Source organism: Mesorhizobium sp. P2_C7 (assembly GCF_056404515.1).
This window is the reverse complement of record NZ_JBFUDW010000002.1, coordinates 499,856-520,123: the sequence shown is the minus strand read 5'-3', so window position 1 is coordinate 520,123 and position 20,268 is coordinate 499,856. Positions and strand designations below refer to the sequence as shown.

Below are 20,268 nucleotides of genomic sequence, written 5' to 3'. Positions count from 1 at the left end.
CTGTCCCTCCGACCTTCCCGTTCGGTCCCAATCTCCCAGGGTTGCTGCCATCAACCGTTACCCAATCTCCGCGCCCAGCCCCTTCATCAGCCCCATGAATTCCGGAAAGCTGGTCGCGATCATCGCCTGATCGTCGATGGTGACCGGCTTTTCCGTCGCCAGCCCCATGACCAGAAAACTCATGGCGATGCGGTGGTCGAGATGGGTTTGCACCGTTGTATCCGGGCCGTTGGGATGGCGACCGAGACCCTTGCCGCCCGGTTTGCCGCGCACGGCGAGCGAAGCCTCGCCCTCGGTGCAGTCGACGCCGTTGAGCTTCAGACCGTCGGCGACGGCCGACAGTCGGTCGGATTCCTTCACCCGAAGCTCTTCCAGCCCCTGCATCAGCGTTTCGCCCTCGGCGAAGCTGGCGGCAACCGCAAGCACGGGATATTCGTCAATCATCGACGGTGCCCGCTCGGGCGGCACGATGACACCCTTGAGCTCGGAATAACGCACGCGCAGGTCGGCGACATCCTCGCCGCCGGCATTGCGCGGATTGAGGATCTCGATCTTGCCGCCCATTTCCTGCAGCGTCAAAAGCAGGCCGGTGCGGGTCGGGTTCATCAGCACATTCTCGATCGTGATGTCGGAGCCCGGCACGATCAGTGCCGCCACCAGCGGGAAGCCGGCCGAGGACGGGTCGCCCGGCACCGCGATCGTCTGGCCGGTGAGCTTGCCCTGGCCTTCGATGAAGATGTGGCGCACGCCGCGCTCGTCGGTCTCTACCGACAGATTGGCGCCAAAGCCCTTCAGCATCTTTTCGGTATGGTCGCGCGTCATGACAGGTTCGATGACTGTGGTGATGCCCGGCGTGTTGAGACCGGCAAGCAGCACCGCCGACTTCACCTGCGCCGAGGCCATCGGCACCCGGTAGGTGATGGGTGCGGCGTGCTTCGGCCCATGCAGCGTGATCGGCATGCGGTCGCCTGGCGTCGCCTTCAGCACCTGAACGCCCATCTGGCGCAAGGGTTCGAGCACGCGGCCCATCGGCCGGCCCGACAGCGAGGCGTCGCCGATGAACGTCGTTTCCATGTCATAGGTACCGACCAGGCCCATGGTCAGCCGCGAGCCCGTGCCGGCATTGCCGAAGTCGAGCGGGCCTTCCGGCTGCAGCAGCGCGCCATTGCCGGTGCCGCGGATCACCCACTCGGCGCCGCGCTTCTCAATATGAGCGCCCATTGCCTTCATGGCCGCACCGGTGCGCATCACGTCCTCGCCTTCGAGTAGGCCGGTGATGCGGGTCTCGCCGGAGGCGAGGCCGCCAAACATGAAGGAGCGGTGCGAGATCGACTTGTCGCCCGGCACGCGCGCCGTGCCGGCAAGGGCTGGTGATTTGCGGGCGGTGGCCGACTTTGGGGCGGCGGCGTGAGACATGGAATTTCCCTGGACGGAATGCCGGCGGGCCGGCGCTTTTCATTTGTTGCGGCGGTCTCGTATCACGGCGGGCCGAAATGGTCATCCCCCATGGTCGCCATCGACGCGAGGCCTTTCATTGCATGGTTTTGTGACGCCGGCTTTTCGCTTTGACAGCGCTGCAAACTGTGGTTAAGGGGACCACTCTTTTATTGACGAGGCTTGACGTGGCAAAAACCGAACTTGGCATAAAGCGCATCGACCCGGAGACGGGTCGAAAATTCTACGACCTGAACAAGGACCCGATCGTCTCGCCCTACACCGGCAAGACCTATCCGCGTTCCTATTTCGAGGAAGGCAAGATCGCCGCCCTCGAGGAGGAAGAGGAAGTGGCCGAGAAGGAAGTGGACGCCGAGGACGAAGAGGGCGTTGAAGTCGTCTCGCTCGAAGAGGCCGACGAAGACGTCAAGGCTGACGATCTGCCGGATCTCGGCGACGACGAGGACGATGTCGACCTCGGCGACGACGAGGATGACACGTTCCTTGCCGACGAAGAAGAAGAAGACGACGACGTTGCCGACATGATCGGCGTCGGCGACGACGACGACGAGGTCTGATCGGCCATGAAAGCAGGCGTTTGCCAGCTTTCGTGGCCTGTGAAGAAAAAGCCGCTCTTGAAGGCTTGATATTGACGAAAGGCGGGGTTAGAAGCCGCCTGCACTAACGGCGCGGTCTCCAACCCACGCCGGATCTCTTCGCCGGAGACGGCGCCGGTTGACTGCCGGAAGTGGGGCCATAGCTCAGTTGGGAGAGCGCTTGAATGGCATTCAAGAGGTCGTCGGTTCGATTCCGATTGGCTCCACCAAGTTCCCTCTAGACCATTGATTTTCCTGGAAAGCCTTGATTTCAAGGCTCTATTCTACGGACGTGGTCGAAGCACTCTTTCCCGCCATCTTCGAAGCCGTTCAATCGGCTACTGAATGCGATCGATTTGGGATGAAACCTTGCCCTTTCGAGCAGGCAGACCAGTTGAACAGCCGCGAGCGGGTATGGGGAGCGTTCGATTTCCTTCCCGCATGCGCTCATTTCGAGTAATGCTATGACTGGGCGCCTTCCGATCGCGCGGGGACGGTGCTGTTAGGTGGCGGCGTGACCGTGATCGGCTTTGATTGCAGCGTTTGCCATCTAGGATTGCGTGCTTCGAGGCTGGAACATGGAACACAGGCTCGCGGCGGTGCTGGCAGCCGACATGGCTGGATACTCTCGGCTCATGGAAGCCGACGAGAGGGGCACGCTTGCGCGGCTCAAAACGCACCGGATCGAACTCATTGATCCGGCAATCGCCAAGAACCAGGGCCACATCATCAAAACCACCGGTGACGGCATGCTGGTCGAATTCCAGAGCGTGGCAGATGCCGTGCGCTGCGCGGCGGAGGTGCAGATCCGCATGCGCCGCCGCAACGCCGACGTACCGGAAGCCGGACGCATTCAGTTTCGGATCGGCATCAATCTCGGCGACATCATCTTCGATGAGGGCGACATTTATGGCGACGGCGTGAATGTCGCCGCCCGGCTGGAACAGATGGCCGAAGTCGGCGGGGTGTGCGTCACCCAGGCCGTGTACGAACAGGTCTTCGATCGGCTCGAAATCAGGTTCGAGGACCTTGGCGAGAAGGCCCTGAAGAACATCTCTCGCCCGATACGGGTCTGGCGCGCGGTGCTGGACGATGCAGCCGATCCGCGAGTGGGGGACGGCTCGGCCCGCCACACCGTGGTGAAGCCGTCGATCGCGGTCCTGCCTTTCGCCAACATGAGCGGCGAATCCGAACAGGAATTTTTCGTTGATGGTCTGACCGAGGACATCATCACGGAACTTTCGCGGCGGCACGAGCTGTTCGTCATCTCGCGCAACTCCACCTTCGTCTACAAAGGGCAGTCGGTTAACCTTCGTGAAATTGCCCGGAAGCTGGGCGCGCAATTCCTGGTGGAGGGCAGCGTCCGCAAATCGGGCGGGCAGCTCAGGGTGACGGCGCAGCTGATCGATACTGCCACCGATACGCACATCTGGGCCGAGCGATACGACCGCAAGCTCGACGACGTTTTCGCCATTCAGGACGAACTGACCGCAGCGATCGTGGCCACGCTGCCAGGACGCGTCGAAGCCGCGCAGCAGGATGTCGTGGCGCGCAAAACACCCGCCAACATGGCAGCATACGAATGCGTGCTCGCGGCCAAAGTCCGCCACCATCGCAGCAGTCGAGCCGAGAATGAGGAGGCGCTGAAGCTGGTGACACGAGCGCTGGAACTCGACCCCGAATACGCGCATGCCCATGCCTGGCGGGGCTGCATCCTGGGGCAAGCTTGGGGCTACGGCTGGTGCGCCGATAAGGACGCCGCTTTCGACGAAGTCATCCGTGAGCTTGAGTTGGCGCAAGAGCTGGACAGCAACGATGCGGACGTCCAACGGATATTGGCGGCCATCAGCATCAGCCGCAACGATCTGACGAAGGCTCGGCACCACCAGGAGCGGGCTCTCGCCCTCAATCCAAACTACGATCTCGTCGTGGTCCAGCACGGCGAGCTTTTGACTTGGCTCGGTCACCCCAAGGAAGGGGCCGACTGGATTCGCAAGGCGATGCGGTTGAACCCTCATCACCCAGAACGCTTCTGGAGCCATCTTGGGAAAGCTCACTTTACAGCCCACGAATATCCCGAAGCAATCGAGGCCTTCATGCATCTGTCGAAGATGGATGCCAACCAACACGCTTTTGTCGCGGCGGCCTATCACTGGCTGGGCGATCGGACCGCTGCGTCCGCTCACCTCGCTCAAATAGACAAGGTCGATCCGGAATTTACGATTGATGCGTTGGTCTCTACCCTGCACTACGAGAACGAGGCGGATCTTCATCACCTGGTTGATGGACTGAAGTCATCCGAAGCGGCGCAGGTGAAAGCATAGCCATCACCACTCGGCGAAGGAGCCATCCTTGTGGCGCCAGATTGGGTTGCGCCAGCGGTGGCCTTCCTTGGCGCGCTCCTTGACGTAGTCCTCGTCGATCTCGACGCCGAGGCCGGGGCCATCGGGAATGGCAACATAACCATCCTGGTAGCGGAAGACATCCTTGTTGGCCGCATAGTCGAGCAGGTCGTTGGCGGCGTTGTAGTGGATGCCGAGGCTCTGCTCCTGGATGAAGCAGTTGTAGCTGACCGCGTCGAGCTGCAGGCAGGCCGCAAGCGCGATCGGCCCGAGCGGACAGTGCGGCGCCACCGCCACATCATAGGCCTCGGCCATGGCCGCGATCTTGCGGCATTCGGTGATGCCGCCGGCATGCGAAAGGTCGGGCTGGATGATGTCGACGACGCCTTCCTCGAACACCGACTTGAAGTCCCAGCGGCTGTAGAGCCGCTCACCCAAAGCAATCGGCGTCGAGCCAAGCGCGGCGATTTCCTTCAGCGCCTCGCGGTTTTCGCTCAGCACCGGCTCCTCGATGAACATCAGCCTGTAGGGCTCCAGCTCCTTGACCAGGATGCGCGCCATCGGCCGGTGCACGCGGCCGTGGAAATCGACGGCGATGCCGATGTTGGGGCCGACGGCCTCGCGCACCATGGCGACCCGCTCGACCGCGGCATCTATTCTGTCATGGCTGTCGACGATCTGCAGTTCCTCGGTGCCGTTCATCTTGAGCGCCAGGAAGCCGCGCGCCACCACTTCCCGCGCACCGGCGGCGACCTCGGCCGGACGGTCGCCACCGATCCAGGAATAGACCTTGATACTGTCTCGCAACTTGCCGCCGAGCAGTTCATGCACGGGCACGCCGAGCGCCTTGCCCTTGATGTCCCACAGCGCCTGGTCGATACCGGCAATCGCGCTCATCAGGATCGGTCCGCCTCGGTAGAAGCCGCCGCGATGCATTACCGTCCAGTGGTCCTCGATCAGTCGCGGGTCCTTGCCGATGAGATAATCACCAAGCTCCTTGACCGCCGCCTCGACGGTCAGCGCCCGGCCTTCGACGACCGGCTCGCCCCAGCCGGTGACACCGGCATCGGTCTCGATCTTCAGGAACAGCCAGCGCGGCGGAACGATGTAGGTGGTGAGCGAGATGATTTTCATGCGCTGTCTCAGTTGTTCTTGAGTTTCTTGGCGCTGACGAGGTCGCGCGCCGCAAGGTCGAGGATCTTGTTTGCCGCCCCACGCGCCGCCTCGGCGTCGCGCATGCGCAACGCCTCGACCACCTCGCGGTGCGCCGCCACCGCTTCCAGGCGCCGTTCGAGTGAAATCGTCGCCGTCGCCTCCAGCGAGAATTTCAGCCCCGTGTCGATCAGATTGCCGATCTGGCGAAAGATCGGGTTGTGGCTCGCGGCATAGACGATCTGGTGGAAAGCGATGTCGCTGCGCGAGAAAGCGGCGCGATCCTCGCCGGCGCCTGCCATGCCGCGCCAGGCAGCTTCGAGATCGGCGATCTCCTGCAGTGTCGCGCGCGTCGCGGCAAGCTCGGCGACCAGCGGTTCGATGGCCCGACGCGTTTCCAGGATGGCGTCGAAGAGCTTGTCGTCCAGCGCGTGCGGTGCGTGCCAGGCCAGCACCTGCGGGTCGATGATGTTCCAGTCGTCCTCGTTGCAGACGATGGTGCCGACGCGCGGCCGCGACAACACCAGCCCCTTGGCGGCCAGCACCTTCAGCGCCTCGCGGATGACGGTGCGGCTGACGCCGTATTCGACGCCAAGTTCGTTTTCGGTCGGCAAGGAGGACCCGGCCGGGTAGCGGCCGGAAAAGATGTCCGAGGCCATCGCCTTGGTCACGTCGGGCATGACGCGTGGGCGACGGGTGGTAGCCCCCTCGGGGGCTTTCTTCGAAATTTCGGTCACCTTAGCCCTCCTCCAAGGCGGCGAACCTGCGAGTTCGCGCAACCGGCCCGGCATTAGCGGATGCAAACGAGTTGCGCCAGCGATCGTTGGTCAGAGCATGTACATTAATTATCATACCAGATCAATTGACGAGTATGATAAAAGCGAATAGAAACGCCGACACCCGGGCTGAGCGCCCGGCCTATCGCTGGGAGGTAATCATGCGACTTTTGAAGACCGCGCTCGTCGCGGGCGCTCTTGCCGTGCTGTCCGTCACGACGATCGCTTCTGCCTATGCTCAGGACACCAAGATCGGTTTCATCGTCAAGCAGCCCGAGGAACCGTGGTTCCAGGACGAATGGAAGTTCGCCGACCAGGCTGCCAAGGAAAAAGGCTTCACCCTCGTCAAGATCGGCGCCGAGGACGGTGAGAAGCTGATGTCGGCGATCGACAATCTCGGCGCCCAGGGCGCCCAGGGCTTCATCGTCTGCACGCCGGACGTGAAGCTCGGACCCGGCATCGTCGCCAAGGCCGCCGCCAACAATCTCAAGCTGATGACCGTCGACGACCGTCTGGTCGGTGCCGACGGCAAGGCACTGGAAGACGTGCCCCATATGGGCATCTCGGCCACCAAGATCGGCGAGGCCGTCGGCCAGGCGATCGTTGATGAAATGAAGGCGCGCGGCTGGAAGGCCGACGAGGTCGGCGCCATCCGCGTCTCCTATGATCAGCTGCCGACGGCGGTCGATCGTGTCGAAGGCGCCATCTCGGTGCTGAAGGCGAACGGCTTCAAGGCCGAGAACATCTTCGACGCGCCGCAGGCCAAGACCGACACGGAAGCCGCGCTGAACGCCGCGACGGTCGTGCTCAATGCGCATGCCGACATCAAGAAGTGGGTCTCCTTCGGCCTCAACGACGAAGCCGTGCTGGGCGCCGTGCGCGCCTCCGAAAGCGTCGGTATCCCGGCGGACGGCATGATCGGTGTCGGCATCGGCGGCGCGGATTCGGCGATCAACGAGTTCAAGAAGCCGGCCGCCACCGGCTTTGTCGGCACTGTGATCATCTCGCCGAAGCGCCATGGCTATGAGACGGCGCTCAACATGTACGACTGGGTTGCCAACAACAAGGAGCCGGAGAAGCTGATCCTGACCTCCGGCGCGCTGGCCAAGCGGGACGACTATCAGAAGGTCCGCCAGGGCCTCGGCATCGAGTAATCCTCCCTGTACAAACAGGCGGCGGCTCATCCCGCCGCCTGTTTGTCATGGCACAACAAGGATCGACGCCCGTGTCGTTTCTCGACTTCTCGCGCATCACCAAGACTTACCCGGGCGTCAAGGCACTGTCGGACGTCTCGTTCGGCGTCGACAAGGGCGCCGTGCATGGCCTGATGGGCGAGAACGGCGCGGGCAAATCCACCCTGATCAAGATCCTGTCCGGCGACCAGCATGCCGACGCGGGTGAGATAAGCATCGACGGCAAGGTCCAGGCCTATGCCTCGACCCGGGATGCCTTCGACAACGGCGTCATCGTCATTCACCAGGAACTGCAGCTCGTTCCCGAGCTCACCGTTGCCGAAAACCTCAGCCTCGGCCGCTTTCCCGCCAGTGCCGGCATCATCGCGCGCGCCAGGATGCTGGACGATGTCGGCGCCAAGCTGAAATCGGCCGGCATCGACATCGACATGCGCCGCAAGGTCAAGTCGCTGTCGATCGGCGAGCGCCAGATGGTCGAGATCGCCAAGGCGATCATGCTCGACGCGCGCGTCATCGCGCTGGACGAGCCGACCTCGTCGCTGTCGTCGCGTGAAAGCGAAATCCTGTTTGCCCTGATCGATCGGCTGCGCGGCGAGGGCAAGGTCATCATCTACGTGTCGCACCGATTGGACGAGGTGTTCCGGCTTTGCGACAGCCTGACCGTGCTGCGCGACGGCAAGCTGGCGGCGCACCACGTTTCACTCAAGGACGTCACCCGCGACCAGGTCGTCGCCGAAATGGTCGGCCGCGAAATCTCGGACATTTGGGGCTTTCGCCCCCGCAAGGCAGGCGATATCAGACTGAAGATCGAGGCCCTGTCAGGGGCAAAGCTGAGGACGCCGGCCAGCTTCGAGGCTCGTGCCGGCGAGATCGTCGGCTTCTTCGGCCTGATCGGTGCCGGGCGCTCGGAACTGATGCGGCTGGTCTTCGGCGCCGATCCGCGCTCGGGCGGCGCCATCACAGTCGACGGCAAGGGGATCCACGCCTCCGATCCGCATGGCGCGATCCGGGCCGGTATCGTGCTGTGCTCGGAAGACCGCAAGCATGACGGCATCATCCAGGGTCGCTCGATCGAGGAGAACATCAACATCTCGTCGCGCCGCCATCACACACGCTTTGGCGTGCTCAACCGGGCCAGCGAGATCGCGACGGCCGAAACCTTCATCAAGAAGCTCAAGGTGCGCACGCCGTCACGCAAGCAGGACATCATCAACCTCTCCGGCGGCAACCAGCAGAAGGTCATCCTGGGCCGCTGGCTGTCCGAGCAAGGCGTGCGGGTTCTCATCGTCGACGAGCCGACGCGTGGCATCGACGTCGGCGCCAAATCGGAAATCTACGAACTGCTCTACCAGCTTGCCGAGGACGGCATGGCGATCGTCGTTGTCTCGTCCGAACTGCCGGAGGTGATGGGCATCTGCGACCGCATCCTGGTGATGTGCGGCGGCCGCATCAGCGCCGAACTCACCCGCCACCAGTTCGCCGAGAAGGCGATCCTGGCCGCCGCCCTTCCCGACAAGAAAACCCCCGACGCGATCGCATCCTGAGGACCCCTGCCATGACCGACCGGTTGAAGAAGATCCTGCTCGGCGAACAGGGCCTCGTCGTCATCTTCGTCGTTGCCTTCGCGCTGGTGTCGGCTCTGGTGCCGAACTTCCTCACAGACCGCAACATGCTCGGCCTGCTGCAGTCGGTGGTCACCGTCGGCATCGTCGCCTGCACCATGATGTTCTGCCTCGCGGCGCGCGACTTCGATTTGTCGGTCGGCTCCATCGTCGCCTTTGCCGGCATGGTCGCGGTGATGGCGTCGAACGTCACCGGTTCGATCCTGCTTGGCCTTCTTGCGGCAATCGCCTGCGGCGCCTTCGTCGGCTTCATCAACGGCGTCGTCATCGCCAAATTCCGCATCAACGCGCTGATCACCACGCTGGCCACCATGCAGATCGTGCGCGGACTTGCGCTGATCGCGTCCGACGGCCGTGCCGTCGGCATCAACAGCCCGGATTTCTACCAGCTGGCGCTGTCGAAACTGCTTGGCATACCGACGCCGATCTGGGTGCTGGCCGTTCTCTTCGGCCTCTTCGGCTTCGTCCTCAACCGAACCGTCTTTGGCAAGAACACGCTGGCCATCGGCGGTAATCCTGAGGCCTCGCGGCTGGCCGGCGTCAATGTCGACCGGACGCGCATCTGGATCTTTACGCTCCAGGGTGTCGTCTGCGGCATCGCCGGCATCCTGCTCGCGTCACGCATCACCTCCGGCCAGCCCAACGCGGCGGTCGGGCTTGAGCTTTCGGTCATCTCGGCCTGCGTGCTCGGCGGCGTCTCGCTCGCCGGCGGCCGCGCCACCATGTCGGGCGTCATCGTCGGCGTGCTGATCATGGGCATCGCCGAAAACGCCATGAACCTGCTCAACATCCCGGCCTTCTACCAGTACATCGTGCGCGGCGTTATCTTGCTCCTGGCGGTGCTGCTCGACAATCTGCGCTCGTCGGCACTGGGCCGGCGTTGACCGTCTTCGACTGGAGCAACAAGAATGGCTGAGCGCCTGTCCGGCAAACGCATCTTCCTGACAGGGGCCGCGCAAGGCATCGGGCTCGCCATCGCCGAAGCCTGTTTGGCTGAAGGAGCCAGGCTGTTCCTGGTCGACCGCGACAGCGCGTTGCTGGACAAGGCCGTCGCTCGCCTTGCCGCACCGCAGGGTCATGTCGGGCATACCGCAGCCGACATCAGCGATGGGGCGGCGATTGCAGCGGCTGTCAGCCGGGCAGGTGAAGAGATCGGTCCGATCAACGCGCTGATCAACAATGCCGGGGTCAATGTGTTCTCGACGCCGCTCGACACCAGCGAGGAGGAGTGGAACCGCAACTTCGACGTCAACGTCAAGGGCGCCTGGAACTGCAGCAAGGCAGTCTTGCCGGGCATGATCGCAAACGGCGGTGGCGCCATCCTCAACATCGCCTCGACGCACAGCTTCACCATCATTCCGCATACCTTCCCCTATCCCGTCGCCAAGCACGCTCTGCTCGGCCTCACCAAATCGCTGGCACTCGAATATGCGGCGCAGGGCGTGCGCGTGAATGCGCTGGCGCCGGGCTATGTCGAGACGCAGAAGGCCATCGACTACTGGAACAGTTTTCCTGATCCGGCCGTGGCGCGCGCCGACACCATGGCGCTGCATCCCGGCGGCCGCATCGCCTCGACGCACGAGATCGCGCTCGCCGCGGTGTTCATGATTTCCGACGAGTGCCCGTTCATGAACGCGGCCACCCTCGTCGTCGATGGCGGGCTGAGCCAGCTGCAGCATCCCGCCTGAGTGCCGGGGAAAGATCATAGCCAAGAGACGATCGCAGCACGGGTTCGGTGGGCAAGGGTTGAACCGGGTCGGTGCCACCACCTGAGGAGAGAAATTCTAATCGCCGTCGCGGATTTGGAATAAACTAACTCTACAGAATGCAATCTGCACTGGCGATCTGGTTTCCACACGGACAGGACCCCGCCATGCCCAACCTTTTGCGCTCGCCCTCAATTCCGTCTGGCATAGTCGGCCAATGTCGTCAGACCGCGGGAGGCAGATCATGACCCGGGACATCCCTGACCGCATCAAGGTGCTCTGGTTCCTGCCGACGCATGGCGACAGCCGCTATCTCGGCACATCGGAAGGCGGCAGGGCCGTCGACCTGCCCTATCTGACGCAAGTGGCAAAGGCAGCCGACACGCTGGGTTACTACGGCGTGCTGTTGCCGACCGGCCGGGCCTGCGAGGATTCCTGGGTGATCGCCTCGGCTCTGGTGCCGGCGACCGAGCGGTTGCGCTTCCTTGTCGCCGTGCGGCCCGGCCTGCAATCGCCGACGCTCGCCGCGCGCATGACCGCGACGCTCGACCGCATCTCCAACGGCCGTTTGCTGATCAACGTCGTCACCGGCGGTGATCCGCTGGAGAACAAGGGGGACGGCATCTTCCTGTCGCACGCCGAGCGCTACGAGGTGACTCAGGAATTCCTGCAGATCTACAAGCGCGTGCTGAGCGGCGAGACGGTCGAGCATGAAGGCAAGCATTTCCGCATCGAGGATGGCCGGCTGTTGTTTCCGCCGGTGCAGACGCCGTACCCGCCGCTCTATTTCGGCGGCTCCTCCGACGCCGGATCCGTGGTGGCGGCGCAGGAGATCGACAAATACCTGACTTGGGGCGAGCCGCCCGCCGATGTCGAGCGCAAGCTGGACACGGTGCGTGAACTGGCCGAGAAGGCCGGCCGCAAGCTCTCCTTCGGCATTCGCCTGCATGTCATCGCGCGTGAGACGACCGAACAGGCCTGGGCCGCGGCGGACAGCCTGATCAGCCGGCTCGACGACGCGACGATCGCCTCGGCGCAGAAGGTCTTTGCCCGCATGGATTCGGTCGGCCAGGCGCGGATGAGCGCACTGCATGGCGGCAACCGCGCCAAGCTCGAGATCGCGCCCAATCTGTGGGCCGGCGTCGGCCTGGTGCGCGGCGGCGCTGGAACAGCACTTGTCGGTGACCCCGACACGATTGCCGAACGCATCGATGAATACCGCCGCCTCGGCATCGATACCTTCATCCTGTCCGGCTATCCGCATCTCGAAGAAGCCTACCGCTTCGGCGAATTGGTGCTGCCGAAACTGCCCACCGATCATCCGGTGAAGGCCGCCGGCTCGTCAGTCAACACCGGCCCGTTCGGCGAGACCATTGCCGGCGACCACCGGCCGAAGTCACTCGCCAGCGCCTCGTGAACGCGCTCCCCCCGACCCGTCGGTTGCGCGTCGCCATCATCGGCGGCGGCTTTTCCGGCGCTGCGGTGGCCTGGCATCTGGCGCAGGCATCTCGGCCGGAGCGTCTGTCGATTTCCGTGATCGAGCCACGACCGGCGCTCGGCGGCGGCCTTGCCTATTCCAGCGAGGAGCCCGCGCACCGGGTCAATGTCCCGGCAGTCAGGATGAGCATGGCTCCCGATGATCCGCAGCATTTTGCGCGCTGGTTGAGCCGTGATGGGGAACTCGAGCGCGATGCGGACGCGATCTGGAAGAACGGCGACGCCTATCCGCGTCGGCGCGTGTTCGGTCGCTACGTCGCCGAGCACCTCGCTCCCCGGCTCGGTTCGGGCGCGGTGCGTCATGTCGGCGGTCTCGCCACACATGTCGCACGTGACGCGGATGGCAGGGGCTGGACAGTGCACACCACCAGCGGGCCGGTCGCCGCGGACATCGTCGTCCTGGCGACGACGCATCCGCTGCCCAATATTCCCGCCGCATTGACCTCGCTGGCGGAAGCGCCGGGGTTCATCGCCGATCCGTACGCTCCTGCAGCACTTGCCGGGATCGGGCGGGAAGCATCGGTGCTGATCGTCGGCTCCGGACTGACCTCGGCCGACATGGTTGCCGAACTCGATCGTCGCGGGCATCGCGGCCGCATCCTGGCGCTGTCTCGCCGCGGGCTGCGCTCGCGCGGCCACCCTGACATCAGGGTGAGGCCTTCGGCGACTTTGCGTCCGAGCCGGCCACGACGGCGCTGCTTCTGCTCAAGACCATCCGTGCGACGCTGGCAGCGGCACAGGCAGCCAATGTCAACTGGCAGTCCGTCTTCGACCAGCTGCGCCAGCAGGGACCGGTGCTGTGGGCAGCACTTGCCCCGCCCGAGCGGGCAAGGTTGGTCCGCCAGCTGCGCGTGTTCTGGGACGTGCATCGCTTCAGGATCGCACCGCAGGTCGCGGCCGTGCTCGACCGCCGCCATGCAGCCGGCACATTCGACAACATCGCCGCCAGGCTTGTCGCATCGAACCATGAGGACGCGAGGCTGGCGGTCAGCTTTCAACGGCGCGGGCAGACACGGATCGAGACGGCCCGCTTCGACGCGGTCATCAACACCACGGGCCCGGCGCATGGGCAGGCACTACAGAACAACCCGGCACTGCGCTCGCTGACCGAGGCCGGGCTGATCGGGGCCGACCCCTACGGGCTCGGTATCGAGACAAGTCGCGACAGCCGCGCCGTCGGCCGGGACGGCAGGGTGGTCACGACGCTCTTTGTCGCCGGTCCGCTGGCACGGGGGACCTTCGGCGAACTCATGGGCCTGCCGGAGGTTGCCCGCCATGCCCAGGCTGTCGCGGCCGAGATTGCAAAGTTGCTCGACACGCCAGCCGAGGCCATCGGCGCCACTGCCGGGCATGTTCGGGTCGCGAGCTGACAACCGGAAGCCGGGTCTGCCGCGCAAAAATTGGTATTTCCGTCCCGAGAGGGCTTCAAAAACGGAAAATCCTTCTTTGTATATATATTCTATAAACATAATAAATATTGGCGAAACCCGGCTGCGGTCGGATCGATCAACGACACGGCCTGAAGGGGAGACAGTTCATGGCACACGCAGAGACCGACGCGATCAAGTTCGCCTACTGGGTGCCCAATGTTTCGGGCGGCTTGGTGATCTCCAACATCGAGCAGCGTACCAACCATTCGGCTGAATACAATCGCAAGCTGGCGCAGATCGCCGAGAAGGCCGGCTTCGACTATGCGCTCAGCCAGATCCGTTTCACCGCCGGCTACGGCGCCGACGAGCAGCATGAATCGGTGGCGTTCAGCCATGACCTGCTGGCGGCGACCACCACGCTCAAGGTCATCGCGGCGATCCTGCCCGGACCGTGGAATCCGGCGCTGGCGGCCAAGCAGATCGCCACCATCAGCTACCTGACCAACGGTCGCGTCGCCATCAACCTCGTTTCCGGCTGGTTCCGTGGCGAGTTCCACGCCATCGGCGAACATTGGCTCGACCATGACGAGCGCTATCGCCGCTCGGAGGAGTTCATCCGTTCGCTACGCGGAATATGGACGCAAGACAGCTTCACCTACCGTGGCGATTTCTATCGCTTCAACGAATATTCGCTGAAGCCGAAGCCGCCGCATCCGCTGCCCGAAATCTTCCAGGGTGGCTCGTCGCGCGCCGCGCGCGACATGGCATCGCGCGTTTCGGACTGGTACTTCACCAATGGCAACACACCCACCGAGATCGCCAAACAGGTGGATGACATTCAGGCCAAGGCAAAGGCCAACAACCATTCCGTCAAGGTCGGCGTCAATGCCTTCGCCATCGTCCGCGAGACCGAGGATGAGGCCAAGGCGGTGCTCGCCGAAATCATCGCCAAGGCCAATCCTGAGGCGGTTAATGCCTTTGGCCATGAGGTCAAGAATGCCGGCAAGGCCTCGCCGGAAGGCGAGGGAAATTGGGCGAAATCGTCCTTCGACGATCTGGTCCAGTACAATGACGGCTTCCGCTCGAACCTGATCGGCACGCCGAGGCAGGTCGCCGAGCGCATCGTCGACCTGAAGCGCGCCGGCGCCGATCTTATCCTGCTCGGCTTCCTGCACTTCCAGGAAGAGGTCGAGTATTTCGGCAAGCATGTCATTCCGCTCGTCCGCGAGCTGGAAGACAGCGAGGCAGCAGCCTCGCTGGCGGCGGAATAGTCACCCTGAAAGGTTGGCCGGACAGGCTCCGGCCAACCCACGAATGAAGTTTGCCCGGCGCGCTCGATCCTTCGAGCGGCAACGAGGATTTGCGCGCCTGAGGGTGCAATCGAGGACGATTGGAATGCCGTTGCCAAGTTATGCCCTCGGAGCGATGGAGGCTTCGGTCTATGCGCCGGAAGTCTTGGCGCGCGGCCTGCCATCAGCTCTGCCGCCAGTGCAGCCATCCGAAGGCCGCGCCGAGCCCACCGGGCTTGCCGCGCAAGCCGCCCCGCTGCTTTCGCTTCAGGGCATCGGCCTGTCGTTTGGCGGCGTCGTCGCACTGGCCGATATCGACCTGTCGGTTCTATCAGGCGAGATCCGCGCCATCATCGGCCCGAACGGCGCCGGCAAGAGCTCGCTGATCAACGTCATCAGCGGCGTCTATCGGCCGGATCGCGGTCATGTCCTGCTCGACGGGATGAGTCATGCCCAGGTCCCGACGCAGCGGCTGGCGCATCTCGGCGTCGCCAGGACGTTCCAGAACCTTGCTCTGTTCAAGGGCCTCAGCGTTCTCGACAATGTCGCCTCAGGCCTTGCCTACAAGGTCCGCTCCAACTTTGCCGGCCAGGTGCTCGGCATCGGCCGCTCGCGCGGCGAGCAGCGCAATACTTTGAGCCGCGCCGATCAGATCCTCGAATTCCTCGACCTCAGCGCCATTCGCGATCGTCTTGTCGGAACCTTGCCGTACGGACTGCAGAAGCGGGTCGAACTTGCCCGCGCGCTGGTCGCCGAACCGCGCCTACTTTTGCTCGACGAACCGATGGCCGGCATGACCGCAAGCGAAAAGAGCGAGATGGCCGGCTTCGTGCGTGCCGCGCGCGACCGCTTCGCCACCACCGTCATGCTGATCGAGCATGATGTCGGCGTCGTCATGGGCCTGTCCGACCGCATCGCCGTTCTCGACTACGGCCGCAAGATCGCCGACGCCACGCCCGACGAAGTCAGGAACGACCAGCGCGTCATCGATGCCTATCTCGGCGTCGCCTCGGACAATGAGGATGGGGCAGGCATATGATCGCCGACTTCGATTATCAGTTCTTCATCGAAGTGCTCGTCGGTGGCCTGCTCTCGGGCGTCATGTACTCGCTGGTCGCCATCGGCTTCGTGCTGATCTACAAGACCTCAGGCGTGCTCAATTTCGCGCAAGGCGCGCTGCTCCTGTTCGCGGCGCTCACCTTCGTCAGCCTGGTCGAACGCGGCGTTCCGTTCGCGCTGGCGCTGGTGGTCACCTTCGCCATCATGGTGGCGATCGGCATCGCCATCGAGCGCACGGTGCTGCGGCCTCTCACCAACAAGCCGCCGATCACGCTGTTCATGGCCACGCTTGGCCTCTCCTACATCATCGAGGGCGCCGCCCAGTTGATCTGGGGCACTCAGGTCCACGGCCTCGATCTCGGCATCGAGGACGTGCCGCTGGAGATCGGCGGCGTGCTGATCAGCCAGTTCGATATCTTCGCCGCGGTGGTGGCCGCCGGCATGGTTCTGCTTTTGTCGTTGTTCTTCCGCTACACCCGCATCGGCCTCAGCTTTCGCGCTGTCGCCGACGACCAGTTCGCGGCCCTCGCGGTTGGCCTGCGCCTGCCCTTGATCTGGGGCACCGTCTGGGCGGCGGCCGGCCTCGTCGCGCTGGTGGCAGGTTTGCTCTGGGGGGCTCGCCTTGGCGTGCAGTTCTCGCTGTCCCTTGTGGTGCTGAAGGCGCTGCCGGTGCTGGTGCTCGGCGGCTTCGATTCCATCCTCGGCGCCATCGTCGGCGGACTGCTGATCGGCGCCAGCGAAAAGCTCGCCGAGGTCTATATCGGCGACTATTTCGGCGGCGGCATCGAGAGCTGGTTCGCCTATGTCGTCGCGCTCGTCTTCCTCTTGATCCGTCCTTCCGGCCTGTTCGGCCAGAAGCTCGTCGAAAGGATCTGAGCCATGACCGCGATACCAAGCGATTTCTCCTCCGCGCCGGTGCTGCCGAAATGGACCGCGCCCGTCGTGCTGCTCGCCTTCGCCTACGGCGTCGTGCCATTGATTGGCTCGAGCTACCTGTTCGAGGCCATCCTGCTGCCGTTCCTGGCGCTCAGCCTCGCCGGCGTGGGCTTGAATATCCTGACCGGCTATGCCGGCCAGGTTTCGCTGGGCAGCGCCGCCTTCATGGCGGCGGGCGCCTTCGCCGCCTATAATTTCAACCTGCGGGTCGAGGGCCTGCCGCTGATCGGCAGCATTGTCCTGGCCGGTCTGGTCGCGGCCGCGATCGGCATCGTCTTCGGCCTGCCGAGCCTGCGGCTGAAGGGCTTCTATCTCGCGGTTTCGACGCTTGCCGCACAGTTCTTTGTCCAGTGGGCGCTGACCAAGTTCAGCTGGTTCTCCAACGACTCGGCGTCCGGCATCATCGATGCGCCAAGACTATCAATAGCCGGCTACGCTCTCGATGGCGCCGTCGGCCGTTATCTCTTCGCGCTGACCATCGTCGCCGTCCTCACCTTCCTTGCTTATCGGCTGGTGTCGTCACAGACCGGGCGCAACTTCATCGCCATCCGCGACAATGAAACCGCCGCCCGCATCATCGGCATCCCGGTCCTGAAGACCAAGCTTCTGGCCTTCGCCATCTCGTCCTTCATCATCGGCGTCGCCGGCGTCATCTGGGCCTTCGCCTATCTGCGGACCGTCGAGCCGGATGGTTTCGACCTCGATCGCTCGTTCCAGATCCTGTTCATCATCATCATCGGTGGCCTGGCCTCGATCCGCGGCGCCTTCTTCGGTGCCGCCCTCATCGTGGTCTTTCCGCTCGCTCTGTCTCGCCTCGGCGGCTTTCTGCTCGGCGATCTCTTTGACTCGGGTGTGCTCGACATGAGCCAGCGCATCGTGCTGGGCGCGCTCATCATCCTGTTTCTGATCCTCGAACCCGACGGGCTGGTGGCGCTGTGGGACAGGATCCGAAGACGGCTCCTGTTCGCCTGGCAGTCGACATGAGCTGATCCGGGGCAACCGCCCCGAACTGAAAATGAACCAGAGGCCGGACCCAAGACGGCCCATACCGGGAGTACCCTAGCCATGACCTTCCTGAGCACCATCAAGGCGGCGGCGCTGTCCGCGGCGATGATCGTGTCGGTGGCCTTGCCCGCCGCCCACGCCGACGAGCAATATTTCCCGTTGCAAAGCTACCGCGTCGGGCCCTATGCGGCCGGCGGCACCGGCTTCTTCGGCGGCTTCATCGACTATCTCAATCTCATCAACATCCGCGACGGCGGCGTCAACGGGGTCAAGCTGACCTGGGACGAATGCGAGACCCAGTATGAGGTCGAGCGCGGCGTCGAGTGCTACGAACGGCAGAAGAGCCATGCCGGCGCCGCCGCCTGGAACCCGCTCTCGGTCGGCATCGCCTATGCCATGATCGACCGCATCACCGCCGACAAGGTGTCGCTGATCACCGTCAACCACGGCCGTACCGACTCAACCGACGGCCGTGTCTTCCCTTACGTCTTTCCGCTGCTTCTCAATCCCTACAGCGAGACGTCCGGCATCGTGAACTACATCGCCTCGAAGGAGGGCGGCATCGACAAGCTCAAGGGCAAGAAGATCGTCGTGCTCTATCACGGCTCGCCTTACGGGAAGGAGACCATCCCGATCTACGAGCTGCTGGCGCAGAAATACGGCTTCACCGTGCAGCAGATCGAGGTGCCGCATCCCGGCAACGAGCAGCAGTCGCAGTGGCTGACCATCCGCCGCGCCAAGCCGGACTTCGTCGTCCTGCGCGGCTGGGGCGTGATGAACCCGGTGGCGTTGAAGACGGCGGTCAAGGTCGGTTATCCCGTCGACCATATCGTCGGCAATGTCTGGTCGAATTCGGAAGAGGACGTGATCCCGGCCGGCGCCGCCGCCAAGGGCTACACCGCCATCACCACGCAGGCCTCCGGCAACTCCTATCCGGTGGTGCAGGAGATCGTGAAGACGGTCTACGACGCCGGCAAGGGCAATCTGGAAGACAAGTCGCGCATCGGCTCGGTCTATCACAACCTCGGCATCGTCAACGGCATCCTCAATGTCGAGGCGATCCGCGTCGCGCAGGAGAAGTTCGGCCATCGCACGCTGACCGGCGACGAGGTCCGCTGGGGCTTCGAGCACCTCAAGCTTGATCCGGCCAAGGTCGAGGCGCTCGGCGCCAAGGACCTGTTCCACTCGATCAATGTCAGCTGGGACAATCACGAGGGCGAGGGCTACGTGACCTTCCAGCAGTGGGACGGCAAGAAATGGAATGTCGTCTCCGACTGGATCGCGCCGGACTGGGCTCTGCTGCGGCCGATCATCGAGAAGTCTGCCGAGGCTTATGCCGCCGAGAAAGGCATCAAGCTGCGGACCGCCGATGACGCCGATGCCGTGACCACCAACTGACCAACCCAAGCCGGGCGTCACGGCCAGTTTTCCGCGACGCCCGGCCCATTTCCGGTTTTCGAACCACGGGAAGTAAGAGCCCATGCCGAACGATGACGTCATTCTTGTCGTGGACGCAGTTCATGCGACCTACAACCACGCCATCACCGCGTTGCACGGCGTCAGCTTCGAGCTAAGGCGCGGCGAGATCCTGGCGCTGCTCGGCGCCAACGGCGCCGGCAAGACCACCACGCTGAAGGCCGTCTCCAACCTGCTGCCGGCTGAGCGCGGTCAGGTCAATGCCGGTACCATCCGCTATGACGGCAGCGATGTCTCGCGCCGCCAGCCGGGAGATCTGGTGCGCGCCGGACTGGTGCAGGTGCTGGAAGGCCGGCACTGTTTCAAGAGCCTCACCGTCGAGGAGAACCTGGTCGCCGGCGGCATCGGCCGCAGCGGTCGCCGCGCCGAGATCAACGGGGATCTCGAGCGGATCTACGGCTATTTTCCCCGTCTCAAGGAGAAGCGCCGGACCCTGTCCGGCCTCACCTCTGGGGGCGAGCAGCAGATGACGGCCATCGGCCGGGCGCTGATGTCGCGGCCGCGTCTTCTGGTTCTCGACGAACCCTCGATGGGGCTCGCGCCGCTCATCGTCCAGGATATTTTCCAGACGCTCCGGAAACTCAATCGCGAGACCGGCCTGTCGATCCTCGTCGCCGAGCAGAACTCGGCGGTCGCGCTTAGATATGCCGACCATGCCACGGTCCTCGAAAACGGCGTCTCCGTCCTCTCCGGTGCGGCTGCCGAGCTTCGCCAGCGCGAGGATGTGCGGGCCTTCTACCTGGGGCAACAGGCATCGCCGGCCGCCAAATCAGCTCATCTTCATGCCGTTGCCTGAACCGAAATCTAAAGGAACA

At 63.8% G+C, this 20,268-nt stretch carries 16 protein-coding genes, 1 tRNA gene and 1 pseudogene; 15 read left to right on the top strand and 3 right to left on the bottom strand.

Going from position 1 to position 20,268, the window contains the following annotated elements:
- Positions 1 to 57 precede the first annotated feature (57 nt).
- Positions 58 to 1,416 (bottom strand): 3-phosphoshikimate 1-carboxyvinyltransferase, encoded by a 1,359-nt coding sequence (aroA, locus tag AC1D2G_RS07400; protein WP_477412971.1) that lies wholly within the window; start codon positions 1,414 to 1,416, stop codon positions 58 to 60.
- Between the two features lie 206 nt (positions 1,417 to 1,622).
- On the opposite strand from aroA, the gene AC1D2G_RS07395 reads away from it, so the two are divergent.
- The 3 genes from AC1D2G_RS07395 to AC1D2G_RS07385 all read left to right on the top strand — a co-directional run bounded on the left by AC1D2G_RS07395 (position 1,623) and on the right by AC1D2G_RS07385 (position 4,354).
- Positions 1,623 to 2,012 (top strand): TIGR02300 family protein, encoded by a 390-nt coding sequence (locus AC1D2G_RS07395; protein WP_457150112.1) that lies wholly within the window; start codon positions 1,623 to 1,625, stop codon positions 2,010 to 2,012.
- A gap of 172 nt (positions 2,013 to 2,184) precedes the next feature.
- Positions 2,185 to 2,260, top strand: a tRNA-Ala gene (locus AC1D2G_RS07390).
- A gap of 348 nt (positions 2,261 to 2,608) precedes the next feature.
- A complete protein-coding gene (locus AC1D2G_RS07385; RefSeq protein ID WP_477412969.1) occupies positions 2,609 to 4,354 on the top strand; it encodes an adenylate/guanylate cyclase domain-containing protein in 1,746 nt (581 codons plus the stop codon).
- Between the two features lie 3 nt (positions 4,355 to 4,357).
- Here AC1D2G_RS07385 and dgoD read toward each other — a convergent pair whose 3' ends face one another.
- Together dgoD and AC1D2G_RS07375 are read right to left on the bottom strand one after the other, a co-directional pair.
- Positions 4,358 to 5,506, bottom strand: coding sequence for a galactonate dehydratase (dgoD, locus tag AC1D2G_RS07380; protein ID WP_095082920.1), 1,149 nt, complete (start codon positions 5,504 to 5,506; stop codon positions 4,358 to 4,360).
- Positions 5,507 to 5,514: 8 nt separating this feature from the next.
- Positions 5,515 to 6,204, bottom strand: coding sequence for a FadR/GntR family transcriptional regulator (locus tag AC1D2G_RS07375; RefSeq protein WP_477413068.1), 690 nt, complete (start codon positions 6,202 to 6,204; stop codon positions 5,515 to 5,517).
- Positions 6,205 to 6,461: 257 nt separating this feature from the next.
- Here AC1D2G_RS07375 and AC1D2G_RS07370 point away from each other — a divergent pair, with 257 nt between their 5' ends.
- The 12 genes and pseudogenes from AC1D2G_RS07370 to AC1D2G_RS07315 all read left to right on the top strand — a co-directional run bounded on the left by AC1D2G_RS07370 (position 6,462) and on the right by AC1D2G_RS07315 (position 20,249).
- A complete protein-coding gene (locus tag AC1D2G_RS07370; RefSeq protein WP_477412967.1) occupies positions 6,462 to 7,454 on the top strand; it encodes an arabinose ABC transporter substrate-binding protein in 993 nt (330 codons plus the stop codon).
- A gap of 71 nt (positions 7,455 to 7,525) precedes the next feature.
- Positions 7,526 to 9,037, top strand: a complete 1,512-nt coding sequence (gene araG / locus AC1D2G_RS07365; protein WP_477412965.1) for an L-arabinose ABC transporter ATP-binding protein AraG — start codon at positions 7,526 to 7,528, stop codon at positions 9,035 to 9,037.
- 11 nt (positions 9,038 to 9,048) lie between these two features.
- Positions 9,049 to 9,999: an L-arabinose ABC transporter permease AraH gene (gene araH / locus AC1D2G_RS07360; RefSeq protein ID WP_477412963.1), complete on the top strand. Its 951-nt coding sequence runs from the start codon at positions 9,049 to 9,051 to the stop codon at positions 9,997 to 9,999.
- 24 nt (positions 10,000 to 10,023) lie between these two features.
- Positions 10,024 to 10,803: an SDR family oxidoreductase gene (locus AC1D2G_RS07355; RefSeq protein WP_477412962.1), complete on the top strand. Its 780-nt coding sequence runs from the start codon at positions 10,024 to 10,026 to the stop codon at positions 10,801 to 10,803.
- A gap of 262 nt (positions 10,804 to 11,065) precedes the next feature.
- The gene (ssuD, locus tag AC1D2G_RS07350) at positions 11,066 to 12,238 is read left to right on the top strand and encodes an FMNH2-dependent alkanesulfonate monooxygenase (protein WP_095082913.1); all 1,173 of its coding nucleotides are present in this window, start codon (positions 11,066 to 11,068) and stop codon (positions 12,236 to 12,238) included.
- A pseudogene (locus AC1D2G_RS07345) lies at positions 12,235 to 13,688 on the top strand (FAD/NAD(P)-binding protein). The gene ssuD and the pseudogene AC1D2G_RS07345 overlap by 4 nt, the downstream one beginning before the upstream one ends.
- A gap of 167 nt (positions 13,689 to 13,855) precedes the next feature.
- Entirely contained in the window at positions 13,856 to 14,959 is a 1,104-nt protein-coding gene (gene sfnG / locus AC1D2G_RS07340; protein WP_477412960.1) for a dimethylsulfone monooxygenase SfnG, read from the top strand.
- Between the two features lie 124 nt (positions 14,960 to 15,083).
- Positions 15,084 to 16,016 (top strand): ABC transporter ATP-binding protein, encoded by a 933-nt coding sequence (locus AC1D2G_RS07335; protein ID WP_477412958.1) that lies wholly within the window; start codon positions 15,084 to 15,086, stop codon positions 16,014 to 16,016.
- Positions 16,013 to 16,912 (top strand): branched-chain amino acid ABC transporter permease, encoded by a 900-nt coding sequence (locus tag AC1D2G_RS07330; RefSeq protein WP_477412956.1) that lies wholly within the window; start codon positions 16,013 to 16,015, stop codon positions 16,910 to 16,912. The genes AC1D2G_RS07335 and AC1D2G_RS07330 overlap by 4 nt, the downstream gene beginning before the upstream one ends.
- Positions 16,913 to 16,915: 3 nt before the next feature.
- On the top strand, positions 16,916 to 17,956 hold the full coding sequence (locus tag AC1D2G_RS07325) for a branched-chain amino acid ABC transporter permease (protein ID WP_477412954.1): 1,041 nt from the start codon (positions 16,916 to 16,918) through the stop codon (positions 17,954 to 17,956).
- 81 nt (positions 17,957 to 18,037) lie between these two features.
- Positions 18,038 to 19,375: an ABC transporter substrate-binding protein gene (locus AC1D2G_RS07320; protein WP_477412952.1), complete on the top strand. Its 1,338-nt coding sequence runs from the start codon at positions 18,038 to 18,040 to the stop codon at positions 19,373 to 19,375.
- 82 nt (positions 19,376 to 19,457) lie between these two features.
- Positions 19,458 to 20,249, top strand: a complete 792-nt coding sequence (locus tag AC1D2G_RS07315; protein WP_477225183.1) for an ABC transporter ATP-binding protein — start codon at positions 19,458 to 19,460, stop codon at positions 20,247 to 20,249.
- Positions 20,250 to 20,268: the final 19 nt, after the last annotated feature.